Here is an 8,087-nt window from a genome sequence, read left to right as displayed (position 1 = left end):
TGCCGCAGCCAGCGAGGACAGCCACGAGAAGCAATGTCACCACCGCTCCCCATAACAACCATCGCATGCCACTTACCATCACCAATCACTCCTTGTAAAATTAAAAATTGAGTATGAACTCGAAAGCCGTTGCCGCGTTCCGAAATGGAGCGCGCAGCTTCCCCGTTTCCGGCAAGTTAAAGCTAAGAAATGAGTTCCCCAAACTCGTAATCAAATCACCCCTTGACCGCCCAACAAAGGCGCATAACCCCAGTCACAGTGATTATACAGCGAGCAACCTCGAATTGTCAACATATTTATACCTGTTAGACGGGAAAATAATGGGAAAACCGTCCAATTTGGATTATCCGGCGTATCCAAAAGCAAATTGAGCCGTCCTGCAATATAATCCCATCTGCGCCGGCAACCCGCCGGCCGGAGGCGGATTTTGGATAAAAAAATCGTTCATCTATTGTGGAATGTAGCCTTCTCCGTTCTTGCATTGCTGTTTTCCGCCGGCTGTCCCGAAGGGGAAGATGTTGCATCCCTGCCGCAGGTTAAAGACGTCCGAACGGTCAAGATAGCCCTGCCCGTTGGCGCGGTCTGGCCGAGGGCAGGTGGTAATCCCATGTCTTTCGGCGCGGCAACGATTCCCGGACCTTCCAAACTGGCGCGCCTTTGGGATGCCGCGCTCGGGGACGCGCCGGCGCTTTCTCCGGTTCTTGATTCGCAGGGCAGGATATATGCTTGCGCGCTGGGAAAGCCGCTTGTCGCGCTTGGCCCCGACGGCGCAAGCCTTTGGAAGCTTCAAGCTGACGGTGAACTGCAAACCGCGGTGGACGGCCTGCGGGCTTCGCCCGCCCTTGCGGCGGACCAGATTTGGTTCGTCTCGGACCGGGGACTCGCCGCCGTGGGATTCGACGGCCGAGAGCTTTTCAGGATTCCCGGCTCGGACATTTCGCCGGAGCCGCTTACCAATTTGGCCGTTCATCCAAATGGCGGGTTGGTGGTCACCTCGCTCGACGGAACGGTCGTGTTTTTTGATGCGAATTGCCAGCCCACAGGCGCCGCCAAAATCGAGGGATCCGCTGCGTCTCCGGCCAGCTTCGACGACGATGGATTCGCGTATATCTGCTCCAGCGGCGAGTATTTGTACAAATTCGGCCCCGGCGGCAAACTGGCGTGGAAGTGGGCGACGGGAAGTCCGAACATCGCGGCTCCGGCGATACAAGGAGATCGCGTCACGGTTGCATCCGTGGAGGGGACGCTTTTCGAATTGGACTTGTCGGGAAGATTGAGATGGTCATCCCCGGTCTTTTCGGACGCGGTCGAGCAGGAAAGGAAATTGCGAAAAGAAAACGATTCCGCTGTTGCGGGGCTTTTCTGGCCTGCGGCCGTGGTGAATAGACAATCGGCGAAATCCGATGCCGAAAAGAACGACGCGGAGACAGTTATCGAATACGCGGTTCCTTGGGTGACGCGGCCTGACAAGCTGAGCGAGGCTTCTTACCTGATCACCTGGATGAAGGCGGAAGGAACGATGCGGATGACGAAGGAGTACGCCAAATCCGCCGAAGCAGGGCTTTCCTTCGGCGCGCCGCCTGCATTCGATTCCGAAGGCCGAGTTTATGTCGCGGCGGGCGGAAAGCTGTACGTTTACAAGGAGCTGGAGCTGCTCGACGAGATTCCGCTGGGCGACGGAGCGGTCGAAAGCGGAGCACAGCCGGTGATCGCGCCGGGCCGCCGCATTCTCGTACCGCTCGAAGACGGAAGGCTGGTCTGTTTCGGCGAACCGGCGGCAGCCGATCCTTCGGGAAGCGCGTCGGAAACGGAGGCGGCGGATGAATCTGAATCCGATGCGTCCGCACAGGCCGCGCCGGATGCGACCGAGCCGGTTGAACCGGGGGATTCCCCGCCCGATCAGCCGGAATAAAACTCCTTCACCGCCGCGCAAACATACTCGATTTGTTCGTCCGCCATCTCCGGATACATCGGCAGGCTGAGAATTTCATCCGCCAAAGTTTCCGACACAGGCAGCGACAAATTATCGCCGTACTTTTCGAGCCACAGCGGCTGCTTGTGCACCGGCAGAAGGTAGTGAATCGCCGTCCCGATTCCCTTCGACTCAAGGAACGCCCTTAATTCGTTTCGCTTTGGAGCGCGAACCACCATCAGGTGGTACACCTGGCGCATCCCCGGCGCGTCGTCCGCCATCATCGTGACCGGCGTTCCCGAAAGCGCCTTGCGGTACGCCCCGCCGACGCGCCTGCGCTCCTCGTTCCATCTCTCCAAATACGCAAGCTTCACGCCCAGCACCGCGCCCTGGAATCCTTCAAGGCGCATGTTGAACCCAAGCTCCCCGTGGATATAACGCTCGATTTCGCCGTGCGCGCGCAGCCGTTTGATCCGCGCGATCGCGTCCGCGTCGTCGCTCACGACCGCGCCGCCCTCGCCGAACGCGCCGAGGTTTTTCGACGGGTAAAAGCTGAACGCGCCGAACCGGCCGAAGCTCCCGACGCGCTTCCCGCCGACCGCCGCGCCGTGCGCCTGCGCCGCGTCTTCGATGACCGGAATCCCCCGCGCCGCCGCTACCCTGCATATCCCCTCGATGTCGCACGGCCGCCCGTACAGGTGCACCGGCATTATCGCTTTCGTCCGCTCCGTTATCGCCGCTTCCACCGCATCCGCCGTTATGTTGAACGTGACCGGATCGCAATCGACGAGCACCGGAGTCGCGCCCGTGTACATTATCGCCTCGGCCGTCGCGACGAACGTCCACGACGGGCATATCACCTCGTCTCCCGGCCCGATTCCCAGGAAGTGCAGCGGCAGGAACAGAGCGTTCGTCCCGCTGTTGACCGCGGCGCACGCCGCGACCCCGCAGTATTCCGCGAACCGCGCCTCGAAGTCCGCGACCGCCGGGCCGAGAATGAACTGCGTTTTCTCGCACGCGCCAAGAAGCGCGGCGTCGATCTCCGGCTTGATGGCGCGGTACTGCGCGCCCAGATCCAGCAAAGGTACCTTCATTTTTTCCTCCGAACCGTGGGGATTATAAGCGCGCGAATAGCTATTGCCTATCATGCATGACACTTGCGACTGTATAGGATTTCAGGCCGGAAATCGCGTCATCAATAGCGGTTTCATTAACGCGCTGCGCTATAATCCCCGCTCGCGCAAATTCCGGACGCTCTCCGGCGCGCGCAGAGGAAGCGATGGATAAGTTCTACCTGACCACGCCGATTTATTACGTGAACGCCAAGCCGCACCTCGGCACCACCTACACGACGGTGATCGCCGACATCGTGGCGCGGTTCATGCGCATGAGCGGCAGAGACACGCTGATGGTGACCGGCAGCGACGAGCACAGCCAGGGCATCGCCGACCTCGCCGCGGCGGAGGGGATCGACCCGCGGGCGTTCTGCGACCGGATAATCCCGTCGTTCCACGAGGCGTGGCGGCTGGTCGAGATCGAAAACTACCGCTTCGAGCGCACGAGCGACCCGAAGCACGTCAACGTAGTGCAGAAATTCTTCGGGCGAATTTACGAAAAAGGCGATATTTACAAGGGCGAGTACGCCGGCTGGTACCACACGACGGACAACCGGTTCCTGAACGACGACGAGGTGCCGGAGCACCCGGAAAACGAGCCGCGGCTGAAGTATCTCACCGAAGAGTCGTACTACTTCCGGCTCTCGAAATACCAGGACATTTTGCTGCGGTTTTTCGAGGAGAATCCGGAATTCGTCGTCCCCGATTTCCGGCGCACCGAAATGCTCAACCGCATCAAGGACGGGCTTAAGGACCTGTGCATCAGCCGTACGAGCACGTCGTGGGGCGTGCCGCTCCCGTGGGACTCCGGGCATGTGTTTTACGTCTGGGTCGACGCGCTTTTGACGTATCTGACCGGCAGCGGATTCGACATAGACGGCTACCTTGCGCGGGGGGGGCTTGATCTTCCGCCGGAGGAGCTTTGGACGCTCGGCAAGGGCGATATCCCGGGGCAGGGGGAGGCGAACTTCTGGCCTTGCGATTTGAACATAATGGCCAAGGACATCCCTTGGTTCCACGCGGTGATATTTCCGGCAATGCTGCTTTCGTTCGGCCTGCCGCCCGTGAAAAAAATGGTTGTGCATGGATACTGGAATTTCGGCGGCGACAAGATGTCCAAGTCGCTTGGCAACGTGGTCTCGCCGCAGGAAGCGTGCGACCTCGTGGGCGCGGACGGCCTGCGGTATTTCTTCGCGCGCGAAGTCCCGCTCGGCCTCGACGGGAATTTCTCGCTTGATCTTTTGGTGGACCGATACAACTTCGATCTGGGCAACGATCTGGGCAACCTCGTCCACAGAATGGTGAGCCTCGCGCACCAGCTTTTCGGCGGAAAGGTACCGGATGACGGGGGGGGGCCGGATGCCTCCGGCGCCTCGCTATTGAGCGAACGCGACCGCGTCGTCGCGGAAGCGGAGGCCGCGTACCGGGAGCTGCGGCTGTCCGACGCGCTGAAATCCATCTGGGAACTCATCCGCAATACAAACCGCTACATTGACGAAAAGGAACCCTGGCGGCTCAAGAAACATCCGGAGCGCCGCGGCGAAATCGCGGCAGCGTTCGCGGTCTTGTTCAACGTGATGAAAACTGCGCTGTTCCTCGTTTCACCGGTCATCCCAGGCGCGGCGCAGAAGCTGTGGGAAGCGATAGGGCTTTCCGGAAAGCTGTCGGAATTTTCGTGGGACGAGGTGCGGATGCCATATCCCCTTGGCTCGTCGCTTCCCGAAAGCACGCCCGTATTCCCCCGCGTCGAGCCGCCGCGAAACGAGGGGGGAAACTCGAAGGCGGACACGGCATTGCCCGAAAATTCCGCCCGGAAGAAAGAGGAGAAAAAAATGGATACTCCCGCGGAGGGAATAGCCGTCCTCGCGTACGAGGATTTCGCGAAGGTGCAGTTGATCACTGCGCTAGTCAAGTCCTGCGCGAAGGTCGAAGGCGCGGACAAGTTGCTGAAAGTCGAGCTGGACGACGGCACGCCGGAAGGCCGCACAATCGCAGCGGGAATCGCCGAATGGTACAAGCCGGAGGACCTCGCCGGAAAGACGATAGTTATCGTCGCGAACCTCCAGCCGCGAAAGCTGCGCGGAATCGTTTCGCGCGGGATGCTCCTCGCCGCGCAGGACGGAAGCGGAAACCTTTCCGTGCTCACCGTCGACCGGCCGATGGCGCCGGGCGCTAAGATAAGCTAGCCGCCGAGATACCGGCTGATGAATCCGCGCAGAACGGATTCGTCGCGAGTGCCATCGGCCATTATCCTGCCGTGCGCATATGCGGTAAAAACTATCCCCCCCCTCGATTTCGCGCGCACGAAGTATTTGCTATGCGACACTTCGAATTCCGCGGGCAGCGCGGCAGCGAGCTTAGCCAGATCGATTTCGTAATCCAGCGTGGTTGCAATCGCGTTCGCGCCGCACACCGCGCCCGCGCGTTCCTCGTTTGCCGGATCGAAAAATTCGTACCTGCCGCCGCATGCGGGGCATCCGGGCCGCATCGCGCGCGATCCGGAAATCGACCGCATTTCCTGCGCACCGCCGACAAGCTTTATGGTCGCAGCATCGCCGATGCCCTCCGGCGCCTGTCCCGCAAATATCCGCACCGCGATATCCACCATCACGCCAGCGGCGACTGAAATCACCGGCAGATGTACGCCGTAAACGTCGCACGTGCGCGTCGTCCCGGGCTCCGGCGGCTCGGGCAAAAGGCACCGAAGGCAGCTCGTTTTTCCCGGCACTACCGCCTTCGCCGTCGCCTCGTCTTCCACCACGCCGCCGTACACGTACGGCACGCGGTTTTTCATGCACCAGTCGTTGATTAGAAATCTGGTCCGCCAGTTGTCGAGTCCGTCGATTACGATATCAGCGCCGCTCAGAATCGTATCCGCGTTGCGCACGCGCAGATCGGCGAATACGGCCTCGCAATTAATTTCCGGATTGATCCGCCGCGCGTACGCCGCCGCGGCCTCGCACTTGGTCGCCCCCCCCCCGGCGTCTTCGGCTGTAAACAAAATCTGATGCGCAAGGTTGGATTCCTCGACGATGTCCCGGTCGATCAGCCTCATCCCTCCCAGCGGATACCTCGCGAGAAGCGTGATAAGCGCCGAGCCGAGTCCGCCGCATCCAACGACGGCGGCGGTTTTGCCGTGCATATTGCGTAGCCCGTCCGAGCCGATCCCGGCGTATCTCGCCAATCGATCAAACCTGATGCCTGACACCCGCTCCATCGCGCCAAATGATAACAAAAAAACGCTACAGGAGGCCGGCCGCCCCGGCCGGACGCAATTATCTTTTCTTATACGCCTTTTCTCGGCGTTCGATTTTGAAAACGCGGACGATTTTTTCCTTGTCGTTCACATCGTACAGGATTCTGATATCTCCGACTCTGATCCGATATCCGGGGCCGTCGCGTGCCGCAAGTTTGATGCACCCGGCGGGCCTGGGTTCATCGCCAAGGGCGAGTATTTTTTTGTCCACCCTTTTTAGCAGGTCGTCCGGCAGCGCCTCCAGCTTTTTTCTCGCGCGGTTGTCGACGACCAGCAGGTAGCTCATAACCTTCCGGCTTTCTTCAGGTCTTCGCGGATCTTCGAGTATTCGGTAAATCCGGTCGCCGTTTTTCGCGCTTCGTCCAGCGCCAGTGCGTCTTCCAGATCCTCGATTCGCTTCATCAGCCGCCTGTACTCCGCGACGGTGAGCAGGACGGATTTTCTGCGCCCGCGGTCGTCAACCACGAACTTTGGTTTTACGCTTTGGTGGTTCATCATTCACCCCGTCCGGATTATACCCCGAAACGGGGCGGACAGGAATTGAAGATAACAAGAGGTTGAAGCCCGGATTTTTTCCCGGCGCGGCGCCCCGAGATAGTTGCCCGGTTGAGGGTTAAGAGTTAAAACCAATGCCTCATTGCGCCCTACCGCGAAGCCAACTCTCAACGCTCAACTCTGAACTCCCAACTTGTTTTCCTTACTCCCTATTCCCTCAATTCCCCGTCCGGACTCCCGTGTCCATTTCGCGGCTATTGCCGCGGCGAAGGTTGTCCGGTATAATCCCGTCCGGGGGAAGCGGCCGCCATGTTCATCACACAGTGCATTCAGGCGAAGCACTGCCGGGAGACCGGCCTTGACGTGCGCATGACGATCGAGACCCGCCTCCCGATGCAGTCGGGGCTGGGCGCGCTCGGCCCCAAGCGCGGCGGCTACACCGACGTCGAATGCGAGCGCTCGCAGCGCTGCGCCGAAGAGGGAAGGGACTGCATCTGGGCCGTCGGCTCGATGCGCAGCACGCGCGACCCGCTGGGGCTGGGTATTTAGCCAAAAACACCTTATTGAGCCGATGATTTTTTTTTTTTTTTTCCAAATATCTCCGCTAGCTATTGACAGGCTCGGATCCCGGCGGTATAATCGAAATTGCGGGGGCGGATTGGCACCGGCTGGCAGGTGAGGCGTATGGAATCAAAAGATATCGTCCGGTCATGCGTGAAAAGTAATCACGGAGCGGATGCGAAATCCGGCAATCCGGGAAAGTCGTTGAAATCGCGCATCTGGAACGCGGCGGGGAAGTTCGTACTCATTTTTATGTTAATCGCCGCCGTCGCGGGATGCGGGAAGTCGCATGATAGAGCAGAGCTTTCTCAGGCACCGTCATATGATACACAACGAGAGTTGGTTTCGTATCTCTCGAAGGCGCTTCAGCAGAAACTCATTGAACTCGGCACCGCGAACCGCACCGCATCGGTACTTCCCACGGAGGACGCGGGGAAAGTCACCGACCTCGCTTACGATCCCGCGAGCAAAACGCTTTCGTGGAGCTATCGCAACACGGGCGATTACGATCTCTCCGGCGAAGTGGGAGTGTCCGACGTCACGCCGATCGCCTTGCATTATCTCGCGGATGCGGGCGACGGGCTGGGCGACGATCCGCTGGAGCAGTGGATTGACGGCGACGGTTCGGGGGAAATAGCCGTCGGGGATGTCACGCCGATCGCGCTCGGATACATGTCCCAGGTATATGGCTACCGGTTTTTCACTTCGCAGGTGATCGACGGCGAGTTTTACCGCGTGGGAGCGGACG

The 8,087-nt window shown here is 59.9% G+C and carries 8 protein-coding genes; 4 read left to right on the top strand and 4 right to left on the bottom strand.

Going from position 1 to position 8,087, the window contains the following annotated elements:
* Positions 1-427 precede the first annotated feature (427 nt).
* A complete protein-coding gene (locus tag HRF49_09830; GenBank protein MEP0814948.1) occupies positions 428-1,912 on the top strand; it encodes a PQQ-binding-like beta-propeller repeat protein in 1,485 nt (494 codons plus the stop codon).
* Here HRF49_09830 and HRF49_09825 read toward each other — a convergent pair.
* Positions 1,900-3,006 carry a DegT/DnrJ/EryC1/StrS family aminotransferase gene (locus tag HRF49_09825; GenBank protein MEP0814947.1) on the bottom strand — a complete coding sequence of 369 codons (1,107 nt, stop codon included), beginning with the start codon at positions 3,004-3,006 and terminating at the stop codon, positions 1,900-1,902. The two genes, HRF49_09830 and HRF49_09825, sit on opposite strands and share 13 nt — an antisense overlap.
* Positions 3,007-3,191: 185 nt before the next feature.
* On the opposite strand from HRF49_09825, the gene metG reads away from it, so the two are divergent.
* On the top strand, positions 3,192-5,213 hold the full coding sequence (metG, locus tag HRF49_09820) for a methionine--tRNA ligase (GenBank protein ID MEP0814946.1): 2,022 nt from the start codon (positions 3,192-3,194) through the stop codon (positions 5,211-5,213).
* Here the strand turns inward: metG and HRF49_09815 are convergent.
* The 3 genes from HRF49_09815 to HRF49_09805 all read right to left on the bottom strand — a co-directional run bounded on the left by HRF49_09815 (position 5,210) and on the right by HRF49_09805 (position 6,781).
* Positions 5,210-6,211, bottom strand: a complete 1,002-nt coding sequence (locus tag HRF49_09815; protein ID MEP0814945.1) for a HesA/MoeB/ThiF family protein — start codon at positions 6,209-6,211, stop codon at positions 5,210-5,212. The two genes, metG and HRF49_09815, sit on opposite strands and share 4 nt — an antisense overlap.
* Positions 6,212-6,302: 91 nt before the next feature.
* Positions 6,303-6,569 (bottom strand): type II toxin-antitoxin system RelE/ParE family toxin, encoded by a 267-nt coding sequence (locus HRF49_09810; GenBank protein MEP0814944.1) that lies wholly within the window; start codon positions 6,567-6,569, stop codon positions 6,303-6,305.
* Positions 6,566-6,781 carry a hypothetical protein gene (locus HRF49_09805; protein ID MEP0814943.1) on the bottom strand — a complete coding sequence of 72 codons (216 nt, stop codon included), beginning with the start codon at positions 6,779-6,781 and terminating at the stop codon, positions 6,566-6,568. Before HRF49_09805 ends, HRF49_09810 begins: the two co-directional genes overlap by 4 nt.
* Before the next feature lie 306 nt (positions 6,782-7,087).
* On the opposite strand from HRF49_09805, the gene HRF49_09800 reads away from it, so the two are divergent.
* Together HRF49_09800 and HRF49_09795 are read left to right on the top strand one after the other, a co-directional pair.
* A complete protein-coding gene (locus HRF49_09800; GenBank protein ID MEP0814942.1) occupies positions 7,088-7,327 on the top strand; it encodes a hypothetical protein in 240 nt (79 codons plus the stop codon).
* A 135-nt stretch (positions 7,328-7,462) separates the two neighbouring features.
* The coding region (locus tag HRF49_09795; GenBank protein ID MEP0814941.1) for a hypothetical protein at positions 7,463-8,087 on the top strand (625 nt) is incomplete at its 3' end.

Source organism: bacterium (assembly GCA_039961635.1).
Classification (GTDB): Bacteria; 4484-113; 4484-113; order JAGGVC01; family JAGGVC01; genus JABRWB01.
Note: the sequence above shows the minus strand (reverse complement) of the source record. Positions and strands in the feature narration are given on the sequence as shown.